General features: G+C 60.8%; 22 protein-coding genes. 12 read left to right on the forward strand and 10 right to left on the reverse strand.

Features of this window, described 5'->3' with window-relative positions:
• Positions 1-92: 92 nt before the first annotated feature.
• Positions 93-2,717 carry a GNAT family N-acetyltransferase gene (locus G5221_RS19775; RefSeq protein ID WP_421263763.1) on the reverse strand — a complete coding sequence of 875 codons (2,625 nt, stop codon included), beginning with the start codon at positions 2,715-2,717 and terminating at the stop codon, positions 93-95.
• 73 nt (positions 2,718-2,790) lie between these two features.
• Entirely contained in the window at positions 2,791-2,982 is a 192-nt protein-coding gene (locus G5221_RS19780; RefSeq protein WP_005339486.1) for a hypothetical protein, read from the reverse strand.
• A gap of 192 nt (positions 2,983-3,174) precedes the next feature.
• On the opposite strand from G5221_RS19780, the gene G5221_RS19785 reads away from it, so the two are divergent.
• On the forward strand, positions 3,175-4,035 hold the full coding sequence (locus G5221_RS19785; protein ID WP_421207222.1) for a hypothetical protein: 861 nt from the start codon (positions 3,175-3,177) through the stop codon (positions 4,033-4,035).
• On the opposite strand, the gene ilvY is transcribed toward G5221_RS19785, so the two are convergent.
• A complete protein-coding gene (gene ilvY, locus G5221_RS19790) occupies positions 4,024-4,917 on the reverse strand; it encodes an HTH-type transcriptional activator IlvY (RefSeq protein WP_005342097.1) in 894 nt (297 codons plus the stop codon). The two genes, G5221_RS19785 and ilvY, sit on opposite strands and share 12 nt — an antisense overlap.
• A gap of 221 nt (positions 4,918-5,138) precedes the next feature.
• Between ilvY and ilvC the strand changes: the two genes are divergently transcribed.
• A complete protein-coding gene (gene ilvC, locus G5221_RS19795; protein ID WP_421207224.1) occupies positions 5,139-6,620 on the forward strand; it encodes a ketol-acid reductoisomerase in 1,482 nt (493 codons plus the stop codon).
• A 252-nt stretch (positions 6,621-6,872) separates the two neighbouring features.
• Here the strand turns inward: ilvC and pgi are convergent, their stop codons facing one another.
• From pgi to coaBC, 5 genes are all read right to left on the reverse strand, one after another.
• Positions 6,873-8,522 (reverse strand): glucose-6-phosphate isomerase, encoded by a 1,650-nt coding sequence (gene pgi, locus G5221_RS19800; RefSeq protein WP_247823751.1) that lies wholly within the window; start codon positions 8,520-8,522, stop codon positions 6,873-6,875.
• Positions 8,523-8,859: 337 nt separating this feature from the next.
• Complete coding sequence (locus G5221_RS19805) at positions 8,860-9,696, reverse strand: mechanosensitive ion channel domain-containing protein (RefSeq protein ID WP_088868140.1); 837 nt, start codon at positions 9,694-9,696, stop codon at positions 8,860-8,862.
• Positions 9,697-9,861: 165 nt separating this feature from the next.
• Entirely contained in the window at positions 9,862-10,458 is a 597-nt protein-coding gene (gene slmA, locus G5221_RS19810; RefSeq protein WP_005339495.1) for a nucleoid occlusion factor SlmA, read from the reverse strand.
• Between the two features lie 67 nt (positions 10,459-10,525).
• Positions 10,526-10,984: a dUTP diphosphatase gene (dut, locus tag G5221_RS19815; RefSeq protein ID WP_005355985.1), complete on the reverse strand. Its 459-nt coding sequence runs from the start codon at positions 10,982-10,984 to the stop codon at positions 10,526-10,528.
• A gap of 81 nt (positions 10,985-11,065) precedes the next feature.
• The gene (coaBC, locus tag G5221_RS19820; protein ID WP_421263764.1) at positions 11,066-12,268 is read right to left on the reverse strand and encodes a bifunctional phosphopantothenoylcysteine decarboxylase/phosphopantothenate--cysteine ligase CoaBC; all 1,203 of its coding nucleotides are present in this window, start codon (positions 12,266-12,268) and stop codon (positions 11,066-11,068) included.
• Between the two features lie 147 nt (positions 12,269-12,415).
• Here coaBC and radC point away from each other — a divergent pair, with 147 nt between their 5' ends.
• From radC to G5221_RS19850, 6 genes are all read left to right on the forward strand, one after another.
• Entirely contained in the window at positions 12,416-13,090 is a 675-nt protein-coding gene (radC, locus tag G5221_RS19825) for a RadC family protein (protein ID WP_252657257.1), read from the forward strand.
• Between the two features lie 136 nt (positions 13,091-13,226).
• Positions 13,227-13,463 (forward strand): 50S ribosomal protein L28, encoded by a 237-nt coding sequence (gene rpmB, locus G5221_RS19830; RefSeq protein WP_005307492.1) that lies wholly within the window; start codon positions 13,227-13,229, stop codon positions 13,461-13,463.
• An 11-nt stretch (positions 13,464-13,474) separates the two neighbouring features.
• The gene (gene rpmG / locus G5221_RS19835; RefSeq protein WP_005307500.1) at positions 13,475-13,642 is read left to right on the forward strand and encodes a 50S ribosomal protein L33; all 168 of its coding nucleotides are present in this window, start codon (positions 13,475-13,477) and stop codon (positions 13,640-13,642) included.
• Positions 13,643-13,735: 93 nt separating this feature from the next.
• Positions 13,736-14,191, forward strand: a complete 456-nt coding sequence (locus G5221_RS19840) for a hypothetical protein (protein ID WP_421263765.1) — start codon at positions 13,736-13,738, stop codon at positions 14,189-14,191.
• A gap of 24 nt (positions 14,192-14,215) precedes the next feature.
• A complete protein-coding gene (gene mutM / locus G5221_RS19845) occupies positions 14,216-15,028 on the forward strand; it encodes a bifunctional DNA-formamidopyrimidine glycosylase/DNA-(apurinic or apyrimidinic site) lyase (protein ID WP_005357390.1) in 813 nt (270 codons plus the stop codon).
• Positions 15,029-15,142: 114 nt separating this feature from the next.
• Entirely contained in the window at positions 15,143-16,078 is a 936-nt protein-coding gene (locus tag G5221_RS19850) for a VirK/YbjX family protein (protein WP_421263766.1), read from the forward strand.
• 91 nt (positions 16,079-16,169) lie between these two features.
• On the opposite strand, the gene coaD is transcribed toward G5221_RS19850, so the two are convergent.
• Entirely contained in the window at positions 16,170-16,655 is a 486-nt protein-coding gene (gene coaD, locus G5221_RS19855) for a pantetheine-phosphate adenylyltransferase (protein WP_071914926.1), read from the reverse strand.
• A 134-nt stretch (positions 16,656-16,789) separates the two neighbouring features.
• Here coaD and G5221_RS19860 point away from each other — a divergent pair, with 134 nt between their 5' ends.
• Positions 16,790-17,827 (forward strand): glycosyltransferase family 9 protein, encoded by a 1,038-nt coding sequence (locus G5221_RS19860; RefSeq protein ID WP_144716160.1) that lies wholly within the window; start codon positions 16,790-16,792, stop codon positions 17,825-17,827.
• 51 nt (positions 17,828-17,878) lie between these two features.
• Here G5221_RS19860 and G5221_RS19865 read toward each other — a convergent pair whose 3' ends face one another.
• Entirely contained in the window at positions 17,879-18,655 is a 777-nt protein-coding gene (locus tag G5221_RS19865; RefSeq protein WP_421263767.1) for a glycosyltransferase family 2 protein, read from the reverse strand.
• A gap of 49 nt (positions 18,656-18,704) precedes the next feature.
• Here G5221_RS19865 and G5221_RS19870 point away from each other — a divergent pair, with 49 nt between their 5' ends.
• Genes G5221_RS19870 through waaA form a run of 3 tightly spaced genes read left to right on the forward strand, consistent with a single transcriptional unit; the run spans position 18,705 to position 21,437 of the window.
• Positions 18,705-19,097: a hypothetical protein gene (locus G5221_RS19870; protein WP_216952387.1), complete on the forward strand. Its 393-nt coding sequence runs from the start codon at positions 18,705-18,707 to the stop codon at positions 19,095-19,097.
• A gap of 38 nt (positions 19,098-19,135) precedes the next feature.
• Entirely contained in the window at positions 19,136-20,170 is a 1,035-nt protein-coding gene (gene waaF, locus G5221_RS19875) for a lipopolysaccharide heptosyltransferase II (RefSeq protein ID WP_124243350.1), read from the forward strand.
• Position 20,171: 1 nt separating this feature from the next.
• Positions 20,172-21,437 (forward strand): lipid IV(A) 3-deoxy-D-manno-octulosonic acid transferase, encoded by a 1,266-nt coding sequence (gene waaA, locus G5221_RS19880; RefSeq protein WP_421263768.1) that lies wholly within the window; start codon positions 20,172-20,174, stop codon positions 21,435-21,437.
• Positions 21,438-21,472 lie beyond the last annotated feature (35 nt).

Raw genomic sequence — 21,472 nt, forward strand, 5'->3', positions numbered from 1 at the left:
TTTTGTATTTTTAGCGCCTTAAACCACCAATATCTGGCTTTTCTCTGCCAAGTAAGAGTGCCAGATAGCCGATTATTCCCACCATTTTCTGGCTATATCCGAGCCTTATCAGCCATTTGAGCGAGTTTACAGGCGGCCAAATCAGCCTTCTGCTGGTTGCAGGGCAGTTCCATATTGACCACCCCCTCGTCCATCTGCACATCGATCTTGAAGCCAAGCCGTTTGGCGAGGTTGACCATGCCGCGATTGCTGGGCATGGTCATGCCGGATAGCTGGCCAATCCCCTGCTCTTTGGCGTAACGGATGATCTTCTCCATCATCAATTTGCCGAGCCCCACCCCTTTCAAGTCCGATCGCACCAGAATGGCAAACTCGGCATCGCTCAGGTCCGGGGTCGAGATAGCGCGTACCACGCCGAGGATTTGATCCTGCAGCTCGCCATCTTGCCCCACCGCTACGAAGGCCATCTCCCGGTCGTAATCGATCTGGGTCATGCGGGCCAGCTCTTCGTGACCCAGTTCGCCGACATCGGCGAAGAAGCGTTTGTACCTGTCTTCATCAGAGACTTGCAGCACGAACTGCTTGTGAGCCGGTTCATCTTCCGGCCGGATTGGGCGCAGCAGGATATGGCGCTGATCTTTAAGCCAGGCACCCTCCTCCAGTTCGGTGGGATAGGGGCGGATCGCCAGTCGGTTGATTATCGGGATGGCGGGGTCAGTCAGTGTGAGGCTGGCATCCAGTACCACCATCTCGGTACCGCATGCTTGCAGCGGGTGCAGGTCCAGCTCCTGAATCTCCGGAAAGGCGAGCAATAGCTCTGAGAGCTGGCAAAGCACTTGGCCCAAGGCATCGATATCCAGTCGTTCCGGTGTGGCCTGCTCACGGATCTTGCGACTCTTGAGTGCGCCGATGATCTGGTAACGGGCCAGTGCCTGATTGAGCGGTGGCAAGGCAGCCACCATCTCCTGCGGTTCCGCACCCGACTCACCCAGCAGAATGACGGGGCCAAAGATGGCGTCTTGCTGGATGCGTACCCGCAGTTCGAGGCCGCCGCTGCGGCGAGCCATGCGCTGTACCAGCAGCCCTTCGATACGGGCGCCCGGATCATGCTGTTTGACCCTGTCCAGAATGGCATCTGCGGCTTGCGCCACTTCGGCCGAGGTGCGCAGATTGAGTACCACTCCGTGTACGGCAGACTTGTGCAGGATATCGGGCGAGCGCAGTTTTACCGCTACTGGATAGCCGATCTGCTCGGCGGTGAGGGTCGCCTCGATGGCGTCGGTGACGATCCAGGTTGGCAGGGTCGATAGACCGGCGGCTTGTAAAATCGGGTGCACCAGATGGGTATCCAATCTTAGCTGTTTGCGCTCCTGCGCTTGGCGGATCAGCTGCTGGCACAGATCTACATTGAGCTGGTTGCCATGCAGGGATGCCGGTGTCTCCATCAACTGCTTCTGGTTGCGGCGGTATTCCACCATGTGCATGAAGGCGGCCATGGCGCTTTCCGGCGTGCGGTAGGTCGGGAAGCCCGCCTCGGTAAAGAGTTTGCGCCCCTCCTGCGCCGAGTATTCGCCCGCCCAGTTGGTGAGGATGTTGAAACGGCGCGCTCTGGGATGCTGTTTCAGATGGGCAATAAGATGGCTGGCCAGCGGCGCGCTCGGTGCCGTGAGCGAGGGGGCGTGGATGATCAGGATGGCGTCGATGCCATCTTCCTGCAACACGTTGTCCAGTGCCTCCTGATAGGTGGTGATGGTGGCATCGCTGCCGATATCGAGTGGCGGGCGAGCCAGCTTGCCGCCCCGCTCCAGCAGCACATCCACCGCCATATTGGCCAGTCCGCGGCCGTTGGAGATGATGGCGAGTCGCTCTCCCTTGAGGGTCATGGAGTGGCTGAGGGTTTCCACCGCGGCAAACAGTTCGTGGGTATCCCGTACCCGCAGCATGCCGGCGCGACGGATGGCGGCATCATAGACATTGTCGAGACCGTGGGCCGGATCGTGGCGCCCGCTTTTCAGCACCAGGATCGGCTTGTTGCGCGAGGCTGCCCGCGCCGCCGAGAGAAAGTGGCGGGCGTCGTGCAGCTTGTCCATGTAGATCAAGATGGCGCGGGTGACGCTGTCGCGGGAGAGCTGATCCAGCAGCTGGCCGAAGTCGATGTCGCAGTGATCACCCAGGGAGATGAAGGCGGAGAAGCCCAGCTCATGCTGCTTGGCCCAATCCAGAATGGTGGTGCTGACGGCGGCGGATTGCGAGAGAAAGGCGACCTGCCCCGGCTTGGCGGCAATGGGGGAAAAGCTGGCGTTGATCCCCTGGCCGGGCAGCAGCATCCCCATGCTGTTGGGGCCGAGCAGGCGAATGCCATATTGTTGGCAGACCCGTTTCAGCTCCAGTCGCTCCTCGGGGGAAAAGTCGGCGGCCAGTATGATGGCCGCCCCCGCGCCCTTCTGGCCGAGCGCTTCCAGCAACGGCAAGACCCGCTCCCGCCTGGTGCAGATGATGGCGAGATCCGGGGTCAGCGGCAGGCTGGCGATATCGGGATAGGCCAGCACGCCGGCGATGGCCTTGTTGCGCGGGGTGACGGGGAGGATGGGCCCTTTGAACTGGCCCGCCAGCAGGTGGCGCACGATCACATGACCCGCCTTGAGCGGGTCGGTCGAGGCGCCGATCACGGCGATTGAGTGGGGTTTGAACAGCCGATCCAGACCGCTTGCTTTCATGGGCACTCCCGACAAAAGGGGGAAGATACCAGTCTAATACGCCTTTGCTGCGGGTTCTGTGACCGGATCCTGATCACCGTTTGTTGAGGGCATTGGCACGCAGATAAAAGCGCAGTTCGCCTTGCACCCGGCGAATGGCTCCCAGGTGGCGTTCCTGCAGATAGATATCCTGCTCCCGGTCGAGCGCCGTGCTGGGCACGCCCATGCTTTGCAGATACTCGTCAAACAGGGTTGAACCCTTGATCTCTACCAGATGCTGTTTCATGGCTCTCCTCCCTGCGCCTTGGCGTTTGTTGATGAACGCCCAGTCTGCGATGACCTGTCGGGTTTGCCTATTGTCACTTTTGACACGAGATTTGACACGAGAGCGCTCACACATCTTTCAGAGAGGGCGCCGTTGAGGTGCTGGCTGGCGTTATAGTATGGCGAGGAGCATGAGGCACGGATGGTGCGCAGGATGATCAGAGTCTGGTGGTGGTGCATGGCACTGTGGACGGTTGGCGCAACGGCAACCGAGCAGCCTATCCGCGCCTGGAATCTGCTGCTGGATCATCCCAACCCCGCCGTCGTCCAGTTGCTGCGCCTCTCCCTCGATCTCACCGTGCCCGAATATGGCCCCTACCAGCTGGTTTCCAGCCCGCAGATGGAGCAGGGGCGGGCAGTGAAGGAGCTGCGCAGCGGCGAGCTGGTTCAGGTCGGTGTCTTTGCCCCCGATGGTGAGCGAGAGCGGGAGTTGCTGGCAATCCACATTCCGCTGGCCAAGGGGCTGCTGGGGTGGCGGGTGTGTCTGGTTCGGCAGGGGGATGAGGGGCGTTTTGCCGCGATCGGATCGTTGGCGGACTGGCATCGCGCCGGGCTCTCCATCGGTCAGCATAGATCCTGGCCAGACACCCAGTTGCTGCGGGCTAACGGCCTCAAGGTGACGGTGGGCAATCTCTATGAGGCGCTCTTCAACATGCTGCGCAAGAAGCGCTTTGACTGCTTCCTGCGCTCGGTCATCGAGGTCGAGGATGAACTGCGGCAGCACACGGATCTCGCCATCGAGCCCCGTCTGGTGTTTCGCTATCCGCTGGCGCTGCTCTTCTTTGTCTCGCCAAAATATCCGGAGCTGGCGCAGCGCATCGAGCTCGGCCTGCAGCGGGCGCGGCAGTCTGGTGCTTTTGACCGGGTCTTTGAAGAGGGATTTGGCAGCACCATTCGGCGGCTGAAACTGGATGAGCGGGTGCGCCTCGAGCTGCACAACCCCGACTTGCCGCTGCCCAGCCGCATCATGATGGCCGATCCGGCCCTTATCTATAATCCGGTGTCAGCGCAGTGAGCCCTGATTCTGCGCGGTATCCCAGAAGGCGCGGATCAGCGGCTCCTCCAGCCGCTTCTTGAGCACCCCGATCCCCACATCAAATGGCTTGAAGGCTGGCTTGAGGTCGATGATACGCACCTTGTCGCCGAGCGGGCTGTGGTCGATCACCGCCGCTGGCACCAATCCTACGCCACAGCCGAGCGCCACCATGGCGACGATTCCCTCGTTACCCGCCACTTCGGCATAGATGTTGGGGGCGATCCCCTTGTTGCGAAACCACTGATCGCTGCGTTTGCGGGCCAGCCCCTGCTCGGAGAGGATAACTGGCAGCTGCTCCCAGTCCGGCTCGCCCTGACGGAACCACTGGTTCAGCTGCGGGGCATTGCGCGGCGCGATAAAGACCAGCGGCACCAGTTGCAGGCTGGCGAACTCCAGCTTGGCGGGCAGAGCATCGGGACGGGCGGCGATGGCGAGATCGGCCTCGTCGGCCAGAATCTTGTCCACCGCCAGCGCCGGGTCGCCGGTCTCCAGCTTGATCTCCAGCTGGGGGTAGCGGCGGCGAAAGCGCTCCAGTACCTCGGGCAGCAGAAAGTAACTGGCGGTGACCGAGCAGAACACCCGCAGCCGCCCCTGCAGCGGTTCATCGCTGCGTTTGAGCTCCTGCTTGAGCTGGCGCCACTCCTGCAACAGGCCGCCACCAAACTCCCGCAGTTTCTCGCCGGCGGGGGTAAGCCGCACCGAGCGGTTGTCCCGCTCGAACAGGATGCAGCCGGTCTCCTGCTCCAACCGCTGGATGGCGCGACTCAGGGTGGAGGGGCTGACCGCCATGGCATCGGCGCTCTTGCCGAAGTGGAGGGAGTCGGCGAGGTGGAGAAACAGCTCGAGATTGCGAAGATCCATCTTTCAGCTCCTGGCGCGGCATGTGTGCCCGATATCCAGCGGTTGGCGGCTTGTTTCTGCCATCTCGCGGTACATTCAGCAGGCAATTATGAAGGGTGAGCGTTTCAGTTATTGCAACGTACTGTTTCGAATATATCAGTTCAGGCAATAAGTGTCCCGCGCTATAGTGGTTCAGACAACGCCGCTATCCGGCATGGAATCAATCGAACGGAGCAATCACCATGGCTAACTATTTCAACACCTTGAACCTGCGTCAGCAGTTGGCCCAATTGGGCAAGTGTCGTTTCATGCAGCGCGAAGAGTTCGCGGACGGCTGCAACGTGCTGAAGGGCAAGAAGGTGGTGATTGTGGGCTGTGGTGCCCAGGGTCTGAATCAGGGTCTGAACATGCGCGACTCCGGGCTGGATATCTCCTACGCCCTGCGCAAGGCTGCCATCACCGAGAAGCGTGCCTCTTGGCAGAAAGCCACCGACAACGGCTTCGTGGTCGGCACCTATGAAGAGCTGATCCCGACCGCCGATCTGGTGCTGAACCTGACTCCGGACAAGCAGCACTCCGACGTGGTGAAAACCGTGATGCCGCTGATGAAGCAGGGCGCCGCGCTGGGTTACTCCCACGGTTTCAACGTGGTGGAAGAGGGTCAGCAGATCCGCTCCGACATCACCGTCGTGATGGTGGCGCCCAAGTGCCCGGGTACCGAAGTGCGCGAAGAGTACAAGCGTGGCTTTGGTGTGCCGACCCTGATCGCCGTTCACCCGGAAAATGACCCGAAAGGCGAAGGCATGGCCATCGCCAAGGCGTGGGCCTCTGCCACCGGCGGCGACCGTGCCGGGGTGCTGGAATCCTCCTTCGTGGCGGAAGTGAAATCTGACCTGATGGGCGAGCAGACCATCCTCTGCGGCATGCTGCAGGCCGGTTCCCTGCTCTGCTACGACAAGCTGGTTGCCGAAGGGACAGACCCGGCCTACGCCGGCAAGTTGATCCAGTTCGGTTGGGAGACCATCACCGAAGCCCTGAAACAGGGTGGCATCAGCCTGATGATGGATCGCCTCTCCAACCCGGCCAAGCTGCGTGCCTTCGAGCTCTCCGAGCAGCTCAAGACCCTGATGCGCCCGCTGTTCGAGAAGCATATGGACGACATCATCGCCGGTGAGTTCTCCCGCGGCATGATGGCCGACTGGGCCGAAGACGACATCAAGCTGCTGACCTGGCGCGGAGAGACCGGCAAGTCCGCCTTCGAGAACGCCCCGGCGTTTGACGGCAAGATCGCCGAGCAGGAGTACTTCGACAAGGGTCTGGTCATGGTGGCCATGGTCAAGGCCGGGGTCGAGCTGGCGTTCGAAACCATGGTGGCCTCCGGCATCTACGAAGAGTCCGCCTACTACGAATCCCTGCACGAGCTGCCGCTGATCGCCAACACAGTTGCTCGCAAGCGTCTGTACGAGATGAACGTGGTCATCTCCGACACCGCCGAGTACGGTAACTACCTGTTCGCCAACGCTGCAGTGCCGTTGCTGCGCGAGCACTTCATGCCGACCCTGAAAGCGGGCGATCTGGGGGCCAGCAAGGCGGAAGGGCAGAGCGTGGATAACCTGGCGCTGCTGGCGGCCAACGAAGCGACCCGCAACCACCCGATCGAGAAGATCGGTCAGGTACTGCGTGGCTACATGAAGGACATGAAACGCATCGCCGTTGGCGGTTAATCAGGTATGACCCGCAACCATGCCTGGTGCGAGAAAATCGGCCAGGTACTGCGTGGTTATATGAAAGACATGAAACGCATTGCCGTTGGCGGTTAAGCCCGCATCGGGCTGGAGGATGAAGGGGCGGGGATGACGATCCCCGTCGCCGGTCGGACTGGACACCCGACCGGCCAGCCAGAAAAATCAGCCCGACAATCATAAAAAAGCCCCGCTCATCGAGCGGGGCTTTTGCATTCAGAAAGGCTGGATAAATCAGGCTTTCCACGCTTTCCAGGTGTTGATCAGACCGTTGGTGGAGCAGTCGTGGCTGGTGACAGCTTCGTTGTTGCCCAGCTCCGGCAGGATCTTGTTGGCCAGCTGTTTGCCCAGCTCCACGCCCCACTGGTCGAAGGAGAAAATGTTCCAGATTGCGCCCTGTACGAAGATCTTGTGCTCGTACATGGCGATCAGGGCACCCAGGGTTTTCGGGGTCAGGCTCTTGAACAGGATGGAGTTGGTCGGGCGGTTGCCTTCGAACACCTTGAACGGCACCAGATCCTTGACCTGCTCCAGGGTTTTTCCAGCCGCCAGGAACTCGGCTTCAACCTCTTCCTTGCTCTTGCCGAAGGCCAGTGCCTCGGTCTGGGCGAAGAAGTTGGCCAGCAGTTTCGGGTGGTGGTCACCGATCGGGTTGTGGCTGATGGCTGGTGCCAGGAAGTCACAGGGGATCAGCTTGGTGCCCTGATGGATCAGCTGGTAGAAGGCGTGCTGGCCGTTGGTACCCGGCTCACCCCAGATGATGGGGCCGGTCTGGTAGTCAACCGGCTTGCCGTTGCGATCCACGTACTTGCCGTTGGATTCCATGTTGCCTTGCTGGAAGTAGGCAGGGAAGCGGTGCATGTACTGGTCGTACGGCAGAATGGCTTCGGACTCGGCACCGTAGAAGTTGTTGTACCACAGGCCAATCAGCGCCAGCAGCACCGGCACGTTCTGCTCATAGGAGGCAGTGGCGAAGTGCATGTCCATTTCGAAGGCGCCTTGCAGCAGGGCTTCGAAGTTCTCGAAACCGACAGACAGGGCGATGGGCATGCCGATGGCAGACCAGGAGGAGTAGCGGCCGCCAACCCAGTCCCAGAACTCGAACATGTTGTTGGTGTCGATGCCGAACTCGGCCACGGCCTTGCCGTTGGTGGAGAGGGCGGCGAAGTGCTTGGCAACGTGGGCCTTGTCACCGGCGATCTTGATGAACCAGTCGCGGGCGGTCAGGGCGTTGGTCATGGTCTCCTGGGTGGTGAAGGTCTTGGAGGCCACCAGGAACAGGGTGGTTTCCGGATCGATCTTCTTCAGGGTCTCGGCGATGTGAGTGCCATCGACGTTGGAGACGAAGTGCATCTGCAGGTGGTTTTTGTAGGGACGCAGTGCCTCGGTGATCATCACCGGGCCGAGATCGGAGCCACCGATACCGATGTTGACCACGTGCTGGATCGCCTTGCCGGAGTAGCCTTTCCACTCGCCGGAGATGATCTTCTCGCAGAAGCCCTTCATCTTGGCCAGTACGGCGTTCACTTCCGGCATCACATCCTTGCCGTCGCTCTCGATGGGGCGGTCGGAGCGGTTGCGCAGGGCCACGTGCAGTACGGAGCGGCCTTCGGTCATGTTGATCTTGTCGCCATTGAACATGGCATCGATCGCGCTGCGAAGATCGGTCTCTTTGGCCAGATCAACCAGCAACTTGAGGGTTTCTTCGGTGATCAGGTTCTTCGAGTAATCAACCAGGATGTCGCCGCCGAAGGTGAGGGAAAACTTGTCAAAGCGCTTCGGGTCCTGCGCAAACAGATCCTTGAGTCGGGTCTCTTTGTTTGCTGCAAAGTGGGCTTCCAGTGCCTGCCAGGCCTGGGTTTGGGTTGGATTGATATTTTTCATAGGATTCCTGAAATGCCAAGTTGTGTTTGAACCTTGCAGGCAAGGTCCCGCCAAACCTTATTATCCGAGCATTATAGCGAGCCGATCGGGCGGCCCGTGTAACAGATTTTTACCGATTGTCTTTTACCGCAATGGGTCACGGTCGGGAGCATACAACCAGAACATTGGGATTATGTGTCACGAAAGCAAGGCGGATCTTGCGCTTGCTCATGATTGGGGCTGGCCCGCAGCTCTGAAATTGTTTTCATTCCGCCGGCCTGATTAAGCAGCGGATGGCGCGCCAGAAATGACAATGCCAGCCCGAAGGCTGGCATTGTGGGTTGCTGCTTTACCGCGATCACGCCTGCGTTTTTTGCATGTGCATCACCATCTGCGGGAAGGGGATCTCGATGCCTTCGGCATCAAAGGTCAGTTTCACCTTCTCGTGGAAGTCGAACCAGACACCCCAGTAGTCAGCGGTTTTCACCCAGGGGCGCACCACGATATTGACCGAGGAGTCGGCCAGCGCGGCAACGGCGATGGTAGCGGCCGGATCTTTCAGGATGCGCGGCTCTTCGCTTACCAGACGCTCGAGGATCTGTTTGGCCTTGCGCAGGTCAGAGCCGTAGCCGATGCCAAAGGTCATGTCGACGCGGCGGGTATCCATACGCGAGTAGTTGACGATGGTGCCGTTGAGGATGGCGGAGTTCGGTACTACCACCATCTTGTTGTCACCGGAGGTGAGGGTAGTGGTAAAGAGCTGAACGGACTGCACCACACCCGCAGTGCCTGCCACTTCGATAAACTCGCCCGCCTTGATGGGGCGGAAGATGATCAGCAGGAAGCCGGCAGCGAAGTTGGAGAGCGAGCCTTGCAGCGCCAGACCGATGGCCAGACCGGCGGCACCGATAATGGCGACGAAGGAGGCTGTCTGCACGCCGACACGGCCCAGCGCGGCGATCACTACGAACACCAGAATGGCGTATTTGAGGATGCTGCCGACGAAGTGGGTGACTGTGGTGTCCAGCTTGCGGGCCTGCATCACCTTGACCACGCCACCGCTGATGAGGTTGGCGGCGATATAGCCGACCAGCAGGGTCAGCAGGGCGGCGGCGATATTGACGCCGTATTCGATCAGCAGTCCCTGATTATTGACCAGCCAGGTCTGCGCTTCGGTAATGATTTCGGGTTCCATAGGATGTCCTGTCAGGTTCTAAAAGGTTTATGGTGGATAAATCTAACACCGCAGCGCGACAGTACGGGTCGCATCTGGTACTTCTTTTCTGCCATAATAACCTGACACAAAAAAGAAGGGAGGCTAAAGCCTCCCTTCTTTTTGCTGAATGATGCGAAAAAACCATCAGCTCTGCAGCAGTTGGCTGCGGATAAATTGCCACTGATCTTCAAAACCGGCGGTCGGCTTGAGCTTGAACTCGGAGCGCACGAACTGGCTGATGCGGCCTTCGGTGTAGGCCAGCAGCAGATTGGCCAGCATGGTCTCGTCGAGCTGGAAGCCCTGACCTTCGCGTAGCCGCTTTTCGCGCAGCACCTGCTTGATCTGGGTCTCCAGCTTGTCGAACAGGATGCTGATGCGATCCCGCAGCCGATCGTGCTCACCCAGCAGGGCGTCGCCATTGAGGATGCGGGTGATGCCGGGATTGCGCTCGGCGAACACCAGCAGCAGCTGCAGGATATGGTGGCAGCGCGCCATGGTGTCCTTCTCTTCCGCCATGATCAGATTGACCCGTGACAGCAGGGAATCCTCGATAAAGTCGATCAGCCCCTCGAACATCCGCGCCTTGCTGGGAAAATGTCGATAGAGGGCTGCTTCAGAGACGCCGACCTCGGCCGCCAGACGGGCCGTGGTGATGCGCTGACCCGGACTGGTTTCCAGCATATGGGCGAGCGCCTGCAGGATCTGATCGCGCCGACTCTGTTTCTGATTACTGCTTGCCATGGATTCCCCTAAAAAACAATGGCTTGATTCTATTATTAGGCACCGCCCATCGGGCTGGTGTGGTCTGTTATTGGCGACCAGAAGAACCAAAACCGCCTTCACCCCGTTCGCTCTGATTGAACTCATCGACCAGTTGGAAGCTGGCCTGAACTACCGGCATGATCACCAGCTGGGCGATGCGCTCGCCGGGTTGCATGGTGAACTCATCCTTGCCGCGGTTCCAGACCGAGACCATCAGCTGACCCTGATAGTCGGAATCGATGAGACCGACCAGGTTGCCCAGCACGATGCCGTGCTTATGGCCGAGACCGGAGCGGGGCAGAATGGTGGCACACAGACCCGGATCCTGGATGTGGATGGCCAGACCGGTCGGTACCAGAGTGGTATCGCCCGGAGCCAGAGTCAGCGGCGCATCCAGCAGTGCGCGCAGATCCATGCCGGCAGAGCCCGGTGTGGCGTAGGCGGGCAGCGGGAACTCGGTACCGATACGGGCATCCAGAATCTTCAGTTCAATTTGTGTAGTCATGAATCGCTTTTTCAGTTGGATCTTGTGTTGGCGCCCCTCTTGGCAAGGCGGGGCGCCGTGAGTCTTGTTCTTTCGGGACGCTCAGTGCCGGTAGTGGCGCGCAATCAGGGCGATCAGGTGACGGGCCAGCGTCAGCTTGTCGGCCAGCGGCAGCGGAGCCTGGCCCCCTTGCCAGAACACGGTCAGGGCGTTGTCATCGGCGTTGAAGCCTTGCCCCTCGCGGGACACATCGTTGGCGGCGATCATGTCCAGCCGCTTACGCTGCAACTTGTCGAGGGCGTATTGTTCCACATCCACGGTTTCGGCGGCAAATCCGACAGTGAAGGGTTTGTCTGAAAGGGCACCGACGGCCGCGATGATGTCGGGGTTTTTCACCAGCTTCACCACCATCTGGTCGTTGTCGCCGGTTTTCTTGATCTTCTGGCTGGCCACCTGCTCGGGACGGTAGTCGGCCACCGCGGCGCAGCCGATGAAGAGGTCGCACTCGCCGACCCGGCTCATCACCGCCTGATGCATCTGCTCGGCGCTCTCCACATCGACACGGGTCACGCCAGCAGGTGTAGCTAGCGTCACCGGGCCGCTCACCAGCGTCACTTCGGCGCCTGCTTCACGGGCAGCGCGAGCGATGGCGTAGCCCATCTTGCCGGAGCTGTGGTTGCTGATGTAGCGCACCGGATCCAGCGCCTCGCGGGTTGGCCCTGCGGTGAGCAGCAGTTTGACGCCTGCCAGCAAGGGCTCGGCGGCCAGCTGCTGACAGCAGCGATCCACCAGTTCGAGGGGATCCAGCATCCGGCCCGGGCCCACATCGCCACAGGCCTGGCTGCCGGCATCCGGCCCCCACAGCAGAATGCCGCGGCTGGCCAGGGTCTTGAGGTTGGCCTGGGTGGCGGCGTTGAGATACATCTGCTGGTTCATTGCTGGTGCCAGCGCGATGGGCGCCGGAGTGGCCAGACTGAGGGTGGTCAGCAGTTCGTCGGCCATGCCTGCAGCCATCCGCGCCATCAGGTTGGCGCTGGCGGGGGCGATCAGTACCAGATCGGCCCACTTGGCCAGCTCGATATGGCCCATGCCCGCTTCGGCAGAGGGATCCAGCAGGCTGTAGGCCACCGGATGACCGGAGACCGCCTGCAGGGTCAGCGGGGTGATGAACTCCTTGGCGGAGCGGGTCATCACCACCCGCACTTCGGCGCCCTGATCTTTCAGGCGGCGTACCAGCTCGGCACTCTTGTAGGCGGCGATCCCGCCACTGACACCCAACAGGATGCGTTTATCGGCCAATCTCATCTGCTGTTTCTCTATCCGGCTCATTCTGACTGGTCGGCTAAGATACCACAGGCAATGGATGACGACAGGGGTTGGCATCAAGGGGTGTGGTCGGGCGCGCGCAATTTTTTGCTATGTTTTTTCTCAACAGGGATGAGGGAGAGACAAATGAGCATCAAAGAGTGGCCGGAAGATGAACGCCCCAGAGAGAAGCTGCTGCGTCAGGGGCCTGCGGCGCTCTCCGATGCCGAGCTGCTCGCCATCTTTCTACGCACTGGCGTCAATGGCCTGAGTGCAGTGGATCTTTCACGTAATCTATTGAATCAATTCGGATCGCTGCGCAATCTGCTGGGCGCGGATCAGCGCGCTTTCTGCGAGGCCCACGGCCTTGGCCCGGCCAAATATGCCCAGTTGCAGGCGGTGCTGGAGATGGCCAAGCGCCATCTGGCGCAGCAGTTGCAGCGGGGCGATGCCCTCACCTCACCCCAGCTGACCCGCGACTATCTACAGGCCCAGTTGCGGGATCGGCCGCGCGAGGTGTTTGCCCTGCTGTTGCTCGACAATCAGCACAGAGTCATTCAATTTGTTGAGCTTTTTTACGGCACAATCGATTCGGCGAGCGTCTGGCCAAGAGAAATCGTGCAGATCGCGCTCAAACATAATGCAGCCGCGGTGATTCTGGCGCATAATCACCCGTCCGGCGTCGCCGAGCCCAGCAGGGCCGACCGCCAGATCACGGATCGGATCACGGCCGCTTTGGCCCTGATCGATATCAGAGTGCTGGATCACTTGGTGATCGGTGATGGCATCACGGTTTCTTTTGCCGAGCGCGGTTGGCTATAACTGTGCTCTGGCACCGTATTAGTTGATCTTTGATCACGGATGCTGTATAAAATGCCGCCTTCTGTTTGCCCCGCAATCGAAGGCCAGCGGGGCAGATATTTGCTCGAGCAATGAAGTAAGATTTGGAGAGACTGACATGTCTAGAGTATGCCAAGTAACCGGCAAGCGCCCGGCAGTTGGTAACAACCGTTCGCACGCTAACAACGCTACCAAGCGTCGTTTCCTGCCGAACCTGCACACTCACCGTTTCTGGGTTGAGAGTGAAAAACGCTTCGTAAGCCTGCGCGTATCCGCAAAAGGCATGCGTATCATCGACAAGCGTGGCGTTGAAGTGGTTCTGGCTGAACTGCGCGCCAGCGGTGTTAAGGTATAAGGAATTAGATCATGGCTAAAGGTATTCGCGAGAAAATTCGCCTGAACTCCAGCGCCGGTACTGGTCACTTCTATACCACTACCAAAAACAAGCGCACCATGCCCGAAAAAATGGAGATCAAAAAGTTTGATCCCGTTGTTCGTCAGCATGTGATCTACAAGGAAGGCAAAATCAAGTAATTACTTGATGCTGCATTCCCAAAAACCCGGCTTCGTGCCGGGTTTTTTTATGCGTCGAATTCAGTACACTGCCGGTTCAAAGGGAGACTTGCCATGTTCAAATTGAGCCGCAAAGGCTGGAATAACGTGATCATCGTGGTGGTGCTGATCGTGATCACCCTGTTGCATCGTATGGAGTTGGCCCAGCAGGAGAATAGCGCCAAGCGCGCTCGCCCCTTGCTGCCTGATGAGGCTGTGGTGCTCACCTGGCAGGGGCCGAGCTGGCAGATTGAGCGGATCGGTCAGGGCTGGCGCAGCGGGCCGGATCTGGGGCTCGACAGCGCGCAGCTGGATGCCCGGCTGGCACGTTGGCAGGGCTGGTTGTTACCCCCCGGTGAAGCGGTACGCGGTGCGCCGGTGACCATCAAGGTGTGGATTGCCGGCCAGAACGATCCGGTCGAGATCGGCCTCTATCAGAATCGCGGTCAGTATGGTGCCCAGCTGCCGTCCGGTCTCTGGCTCGCCCTCACAGCCGAGCAGTATCGCGATCTGCTGCGCCCTGCCCCCTGAGTTCCTTTTCCTTGCGAGGTACCCATGCCTGAATTGCCAGAAGTTGAAGTCAGCCGTCAGGGGATCTCCCCCTGGCTCACCGGTATCAAGGTGACGCGCGTGGTGGTGCGGGATGGCCGCCTGCGCTGGCCGATCCCCGGTGAGATTCAGGAGCTGGTGGACCTCACCATCCATCGGGTGCGCCGCCGTGCCAAATACCTGCTGCTGGAGACCGATTTCGGCACCGCCATCCTTCATCTGGGGATGTCCGGCAGCCTGCGGGTACTGGATATCGGCACCCCGGCCGAGAAGCACGACCACGTGGATATCGAGCTGGAGAATGGCAAGCTGCTGCGGCTAAACGATCCGCGCCGCTTCGGCGCCCTGCTCTGGACCAGGGAACCGGCCGAAGCCCACGCGCTGCTCGCCAAGCTGGGGCCCGAGCCGCTCACCGATGCCTTCAGTGCTGATTACCTGCAGGGGCGTGCCAAGGGGCGCAGCACTGCCATCAAGCAGTTCCTGATGGACAATCAGGTGGTGGTCGGGGTGGGCAACATCTACGCGAACGAGGCGCTCTATGCTGCCGGCATTCACCCCAAACGGGCGGCGGGCAATATCAGTGCCGAGCGGCTGGGAACCCTGGTGGCCGAGATCAAGCGGGTGTTGGCCGAGGCAATTCGCCAGGGCGGAACCACTCTCAAGGATTTCACCAGTGCCGATGGCAAGCCGGGCTATTTCGTGCAGCAGTTGCAGGTTTATGGCCGTGGCGGTCAGCCCTGTTTCCACTGTCACACCCTGCTGACCGAGACAAGAATGGGCCAGCGCACCACGGTTTTTTGCAGTCATTGCCAGCGCTGAGCGCACTTTTTGCCCCGATCCGGGGGAAGTTGTAACAGCGTATTTCCACTCTGTTGAAGATTTGCACAGCTGTCACTAGTATCCCGACCGTTCAGGCGGTTTGAGAATATAAAAATGACAGTTAAATCAATAGACTGGGAGTATCTATCCCGGCAGGAGCGCTATTGCGCAAAATCCATGGCCCGCTTCCTCTATCCCGAGGGGTGCGAGCGCCAAACCTTCAATCGCGGCAAGTTTGTGCTGCGCAGCCTGCTCTATCGCAAGTCGTTGAGCCGGGTCTTCAGCCTGTTTCAGTGCGACTCGCTCAAGGCACTGCCAGCTGTTTATCCCGAGCTGCTCGACAAGCCGATGCGTCCTTATCGCTTCGCCTGTGCCAGCGCCCGTCAACGGGCCGAGATGCTGGAAAATCACTATCGGTTGCTGCTGGAGTGCTACCCCCAGCTGATTGATCCCCTCTATCTGGGCGAGGGGATCGAGTTGGGGCACTATCCCCAGAGTGGCTGCCGCCTTCTGCTGCGCCATGATGGCACCTTCCGCCGCGAGGCCGAGCTGGCGCTCTCCATCGTCAACGGCGAGGGGCAGCGCCTCTACAGCTGCGCCTTTTCGCTGGCGGGTAGCGTGGATCATTTGATTCTGATGATCGGCTCCATGCAGGGGCCGGAGCCTGCGGTCGAGAATGCCCAGGATCGGGTGCGCGAGCTGACCAAAGAGGGACACGGCCTGCGGCCCAAATCCCTGCTGGTGCAGCTGGTGCTGCAACTGGCGCAGAGCATGGGGGCGGCCGAGGTGCTGGCGGTGCGCAAGCGGGCCCACGTGTTTCAGGCTAGGCGCTACAGCAGCAAGCAAAAAGCCAACCTGCAGGCCGATTATGACGAGCTGTGGCAGGAGTTCGACGCCCGGGATGTGGATGCCAACTTTGTCGCCCTGCAAACCCAGCCGCGCAAGCCGCTGGAGGAGATTGCCTCCAGGAAGCGGGCCATGTATCGGCGCCGCTACGAGTGGCTCGATCTGCTGGTTCAGGAGATGAACGAGCGGTTCGCCCGTCAGTAACCGGCAAGCAGGCTGACCTCTCCATAGCGAGAGAGATACAACAAGGGCTACCCGCGGGTAGCCCTTGTCGTTTCTGCCATCAGGGGAGGAATTAGCGCTGTTGCTGTTTGGCTGCGATTGCCTGGGCTACCACGGGGTCGACAAACTGGCGGATGTCGCCACCGTGCAGCGCCACCTCTTTCACCAAGGTGGAGGAGATAAAGGAGTTCTCCTCGGCCGGGGTGAGGAAGACGCTCTCAAGCGTGGGCATCAGGCGGCGGTTCATGTTGGCCAGCTGGAACTCGTACTCGAAGTCGGAGACGGCGCGCAGGCCGCGGATCAGCACATTGGCCTGATGCTCTTTGGCGAAATCGACCAGCAGCCCGGAGAAGCCGACCACCTTGACGTTGGGAAGCTGGCTGGTCACTTGCTGGACAAGCTGGACACGTTCCGCCAGATCGAACAGCGGGCGCTTGCTCGGGCTGTTGGCGACGCCGACGATCACCTCGTCAAACAGCTTGGCGGCGCGGCCGATCAGGTCGGCATGGCCATTGGTAACGGGATCAAATGTCCCGGGATAGATCACCCTGGTAGTCATCTTTGTGGTCCTGCAACCTGGAAATTTGGTCGCATTATAAGGTCGTCGCTTGAGAATAGCAGTGCATCAGGCAAGAATACGCCATCGCGCATCAAGCCTCCTTGCATTGGTGACAGGGAGCAAAGGGATTTTTTATGAAACGTATTCTGGTCGTTCGCAATGACAAGATTGGTGACTTCATGCTGGCGTGGCCTAGCTTCGCCATGCTCAAAGGCTCCATGGAGTGTCATGTGACTGCCCTGGTTCCGGCCTACACGGCGCCGCTGGCCCGGCTCTGCCCCTGGATTGACGAGGTGATCATCGATCCGGGCGTGCGGGCCGACAAGGAGCAACAGCGAGCGCTGCTGGCGCGGATCAAGGCGGCGGCGTTCGACGCGTCCATCTGCCTCTTCTCCAACTCCCGCAACGCCATGCTGGTGTGGAAGGCACATATCCCTTACCGGCTGGCGCCGGCGACCAAGCTGGCGCAGGTGCTCTACAACCAGCGACTGGTGCAGCGCCGCTCCCGCTCCCAGAAGCCGGAGTCCGAGTACAATCTGGAGCTGATCCGCCGCTTCCTGGCCGATCAGCAGGTGGCCGTGGTGGAGCCCCAGACCCCCTTCCTGCAGTTCGATGACGAGACCCTGCTACAGGTGCGCGAGCAATTGGCACTCAAGCTCAAGCTTGATGCCAGCCGCCCCTGGCTGATGGTACACGCCGGCAGCGGTGGCTCGGCTAACAACCTCTCCATCGAGCAGTACGCCCGCATCATCATCAAGCTCAATCAGGCCTGCCCCGAGCTGCAGTGCGTGCTGACCGCAGGCCCGGGCGAGGAGAAGATGGCCGAACAGCTGGCGGCCGAGCTGCTGGCCCACGGCGGCAACGGCTGGATCTACCGCTCCAGCGACGGTTTGCCGATGTTCTGTCAGGTGTTGGCCAACGCAGCCCTGTTTATCGCCGGCAGTACCGGCCCGCTCCATATCGCCGGTGCGCTCGATGTGCCGACCATCGGCTTCTTCCCGATGCGCCGCTCCGCTACTCCGCTGCGCTGGAAGCCCCTCAACAGCGAAGGGCGTCACCTCGCCTTCAGCCCGCCGGAGGATAGCGACCATCCTGAAGATATGAGTCAACTCGATCCCAAGACCATGGTGCCGGTGATGGCCCGCTGGGCGGCGCCTTTCTGGCGCAAGTAACCTATGCAGCAATGCAAACAGGGCCCCGCGGGGCCCTGTTTCGTATGACGGTTATTCCGGCTGCTGCGGTTGCTGGCGCACCCAGAGGTCGGCGTATTTGACGAAGGTGGAGTGGGCGGAGAGGATCGCCAGCAGCAGCCCCTGCTTGCCATCGAGGAAGCCCGCTTTGAGCAGGTACATCTTGATGAAGCAGCCGACGGCGTGCATCAGCCCCTGACTGAGGGAGCCCTTCTTGCCGCGAGCGGTGCGCTGATCGGCCCAGGCGCGGGCATAACCGGCGGATTTGACTAGATAGTGCTCCAGGTCCCGATAGGTGAAGTGGTGCAGGTCGCCGTAGAGGTTGACGATCTTCATGTTGGCGCGCACTTCCACCTTTTCGTGCACCAGCGCCTCGTTGTAGCTGGTGAGTGCCTTGGGGTAGAGGCGCAGCACCCGATCCGGATACCAGCCGCTGTGGCGGATAAAGCGGCCAAACACCCAGGAGAGGCGCGGGATCGAGTAGATGGTATCGCTGGCCGGATTGGCCATCACGTTGGCGATGGCGGTTTTCAGCTCGGGGGTGAGCCGCTCGTCGGCATCCAGCCACAGCACCCAGTCGGACAGCACGTGGGACTGGGCCAGTCGGCGCTGTTTGCCAAAGCCCGGCCACTTGGCGTTGACGAAGAAGCGGGCGCCAAACTCGGCGGCAATAGCCGGGGTCTCGTCCTGACTGCCCGAGTCCAAAATGACGATCTCGTCCACCAGTCCGTCGAGGGAGGCGAGGCACTTGCGCAGGTTGTCGGCTTCATTCTTGACGATCAGAACGGCAGCCAGAGTCGGTTTTTTCACGAAATGGGGCTCACGGTTATTGCCCGGCTGGCGGGTCGAATGCGTATTGATGGGCCATTCTAACGGAAAAACGGGTCAAAGAGAGAGCCGCCATTGCCCGTTTCTGCCAGCTGTTTACCTGCCCGGCTGGCGTTGCGTCTCTTCAGAAGACCTGTGGAAAAATGAGACGGCAGAGGTACCTGGCAAGGATCTTCTGTTATTTATCCGACCATTGCATGTGGTGCGTAATCTCGCCAGGCTGGGGGAAGGTCGCCGCTGGAAAAATGAGGAAGTGAAGGTGCCTAGCAGGGATCTTCTGTTATTTATCCGACCATTGCATGTGGCGCGTAATCTCGCCCAGTTGGAAGAAGATCGTCACTGGGAAAATGAGACGGCAGAGGCGATTGCCAAGGATCTTCTGTTATTTATCCGACCATTCTTGGGGCATAATCTCGTCCAGTGATGATTAACCGCCGGGCCAGACCCGAGAGAAGACGCGTAATGAAAATATTGGTGATCGGCCCCTCCTGGGTCGGCGATATGGTGATGTCCCAGAGTCTCTACAAGGCGATCAAGGCCAACCATCCCGAGTGCGAGCTGCACGTGATGGCTCCCGCCTGGTGCTGCGCCCTGCTGGAGCGGATGCCGGAGGTGGACAAGGCGATCACCATGCCCCTCGGCCACGGTGACTTCAAGCTGGTGGCGCGCCGCCGCCTCGGCAAACAACTGGCGGCCGAGAAGTACGATCAGGCCATCGTTCAACCCAACTCCATGAAGTCGGCGCTGATCCCCTGGTTTGCCCGCATTCCGGTGCGTACCGGCTGGAAAGGGGAGCACCGCTTCGGCCTGCTCAACGATATGCGCAGCAACAAATCCGCCTTCCCGCTGATGGTGGAGGGCTATCTGGCGCTCGCTTATCCCAAGGCGCAGATGAAGAGCCGGGCCGATATTCCGACCATTCCGCACCCCTCTCTGCACGTCGATCTGGTCAACCAGAGCAAGGCGCTGGAGCGACTGGGGCTGGATCGCGCCCGCCCGGTGCTTGTGCTCTGCCCCGGTGCCGAGTTTGGCCCGGCCAAGCGCTGGCCGGAGGGGCACTACGCCGTGGTGGCCCAGCAGCATCTGGACGAAGGGTGGCAGGTGTGGATCTTCGGCTCCAACAAGGATGTACCGGTAGCCAATACCATCCGGGATCGGGTCAACCTGCTGACTCGCCCCAACTGCCACGTGCTGGCGGGCAAGACCAGCCTGCACGAGGCGATCGATCTGATGGCGCTGGCCAGCCGGGTCATCTCTAACGACTCCGGCCTGATGCACATCGCCGCCGCCCTCAACCGGCCGCTGGTGGGCGTCTATGGCTCCACTTCGCCGCTCTACACCCCGCCGCTGGCGGATCGGGTCGAGATCGTTCACACCGACATCGAGTGTCGCCCCTGCTTCAAGCGCACCTGCAAGTTCGGCCATCTCAAGTGCCTGATCGACCTAGCGCCGGAGCAGGTGGTCGATGCCTGCAAGAAGCTGGAGCAGAGTCAGTAAGATGCCCTACCGTCTGCTCTACAACCTGCTGATCCATCTGGGATTGCCGCTGGCGCTGCTGGCGCTCTACAAGCCGAAGAAAGGCAAGCCCGGCTTTGGCAAGCGCTGGGCCGAGCATCTCGGGCGGCTGCCCGCCACCGGACAGGAGGCGCCGCTCTGGATCCATGCGGTGAGCGTGGGCGAGACGCTGGCCATCACGCCGCTCATTCGTGCCCTCAAGGCGGAGCGGCCCGATCTGCCGATCCTGCTCACCACCACCACCCGCACCGGCGCCGATCAGGCTGCCAGGCTGGGGGATCTGGTGATCCATCGCTACGCGCCGCTTGACTACCCCTGGGCCATTGCGGCCTTTCTCGACACCTTCAAGCCGCGCGCGCTCTGGGTGATGGAGACCGAGTTGTGGCCGAACTGGCTGGCCGCCTGCGAGGCGCGCCACCTGCCGGTGACCATCATCAACGCCCGTCTTTCCGAGCGTTCCTGCCAGCGTTATGCCCGCTTCCACGGCGCCTTCGATGCCCTGAGCCGGCCGCTGACCCATCTGCTCTGTCAGCATCAGGATGACGCAGACCGCTTCGCCCGCCTCGGCATCGAGCGTTCGCGGCTGGCGGTGACCGGCTCCATCAAGTTCGATATCCAGTTTGGTGACGAGGTGCAGGCCAAGGGGCGTGCCCTGCGCCAGCAGCTGGGGGCGGATCGGCCGGTCTGGATCGCCGCCAGCACCCATCAGGGTGAGGACGAGCAGGTGCTGGCCGCCTTCGATCTGCTGCTCAAACGCCATCCCGACGCGCTGCTCATTCTGGTGCCACGCCACCCCGAGCGGTTCGACCGGGTGGCCGAACTGTGTGCCCCTTATGGCTGCGTGCGTCGCACTGATGGTGCTGTGGTGCGTGCGGAGGATAAGGTCTATCTCGGCGATACCATGGGCGAGCTGCCGCTGATGCTGGCGGCGGCCGATGTGGCCTTTGTCGGCGGCAGTCTGGTGAAGATCGGCGGTCACAACCTGCTGGAACCGGCAGCCCTCGGCAAGCCCTGCCTGACGGGGCCCGCCTATTTCAACTTCAGCGACATTACCCGCCAGCTGGTGGCTCAGGGTGGCGCCGCCATCGTGGCCGATGCCGCCGAGCTGGGCGAGCGGGTGAGCCAGCTGTTTGCCGACGAGAGCGCCTGCCGCGAGATGGGCGAGCAGGCCCGCGCCGTGGTGCTGCGCAATCAGGGGGCGCTGGCCCGCACCCTCTCGCACTGCCTCACTGCGCTGGAGAACGACTGAACCCATAACGAGCATCGCACTGGCTCTGGATTTTC

The organism is Aeromonas sp. 602200, assembly GCF_049173895.1.
GTDB classification, from domain to species: domain Bacteria; phylum Pseudomonadota; class Gammaproteobacteria; order Enterobacterales; family Aeromonadaceae; genus Aeromonas; species Aeromonas veronii_A.